Annotated in this window: 1 protein-coding gene; it reads left to right on the top strand. The window is 66.3% G+C overall.

The window, feature by feature from the left end; genetic code table 11:
* The coding region (locus ACYVOK_RS00005; RefSeq protein WP_460660092.1) for a tetratricopeptide repeat protein at window positions 1-1,259 on the top strand (1,259 nt) is incomplete at its 5' end.
* Between the last annotated feature and the right edge of the window lie 162 nt (window positions 1,260-1,421).

Genomic DNA, 1,421 nt, shown 5'->3' with positions numbered 1-1,421 from the left:
CTGCCCGAGAGCCATTCAATGCCGCCTGGGTTCTGGGCCGTAGCGATGTGTCGTCGGAGGGCAAGCCCCTCGTGGCCGTGTTGCCCTTCCGGGATCTGTCTGAGGACCAGACGCTGGTCAGCCTCCCCGCGGCGTTGACCGAGGATGTCATCGCCGATCTGGCACGCTTTCGGCGGCTCGGCGTCCTGGCCCGACACACATCCTTCGCACTCGGGCGCGCCCCCGATCCCGAGACCCGGCTGCACCAGATCGGCGCCCGTTACACGGTCGAGGGCAGTGTCCGGCGTACCGGCAACCGATTAAGTGTAACGGCACGTCTTGTCGACAACACCTCACAGCGGCAACTCTGGGGCGAACACTACCAGGGTGACTGGGAGGAATTGCCCTCGTTCCAGGAGGAAGCGGCCATGGCCATCGTGGCCACCATCCCGGTGCAGGTCGAGCAGGCGGAGCTGGAGGGGATACGCCACCGGGAGATCCAGTCCTTGAGCGCCTATGAGCATTGCCTACGCGGCCGCGAGCACCAGCGCTCGATCGCCCATGCGTCACACGCCAAGGCCCTGGAACACTTCAGCCGTGCTCTCGAGCAGGATCCGGCCTCGGCCGCTGCCCATTGTGGGCTGGCCGTGTGCTACGTCTCCACCGGCGGGATCACGCCTGGGGAAGAGGACCGCCGACGGGAACGGGCGATCAGCCATGCGCAACAGGCAATTGCCCTCGACCCACTGGATCCGCAAGGCCACTGGCTGCTCGGCATGCTGCTTCAGATGCGACGCGACTTCTCGGGCGCCCGCTTTCACCTGGATCGCGCCGTCACGCTCAGCCCAGGGGATGTGGAGACGCTCGGCTACACCGGACTGGAATACGCCTATGCGGGTGAGCCCGAGCGGGGCATCGGGCAGGCGGAGCAAGCCATCCGGCTCAACCCTTACTTTCCGCCGGTCTCCGCGGAGCAGATCGGCAAGGCCTGCTTCGTGGGCCACCGGTACGAGGAGGCGCTGTTCTGGCTGAGGCAGACGCCGGACCGCATCACCACCAACCGCGGTTGGTTGGCCGCAGCGGCGGCTTATGCCGGACGCTTGGACGAGGCAGCCATGCACGCCAGGCTGATGCGTGCCACGCTGCAACACCGTCTGGGCGAGGAGGAGCTGCGGGCGGTGGGTGGCCCGATCGGTTGGCTCCGGTTGCCGGCCCGGTTCCAGCATGCGGCCGACCTGGCACACTATGAGCGCGGTTTGGCCATCGCCGGCCTCGAATAGAGAGCTCGGCGACAGGTCATGCTGAACCGCGCCTGAGAGGATCGAGCCCTCCTGCCTGAACGAAAATCCATCTGCTGTTTGCTGATCCAGGTGTATAATTGCTTTCTGACCCGGGATCCCATCGGGTCTTCGGGTCGCACGGCGCAGGAGGATGCCATGCGG

The organism is Kribbella swartbergensis, assembly GCF_054784135.1.
Note: the sequence above shows the minus strand (reverse complement) of the source record. Positions and strands in the feature narration are given on the sequence as shown.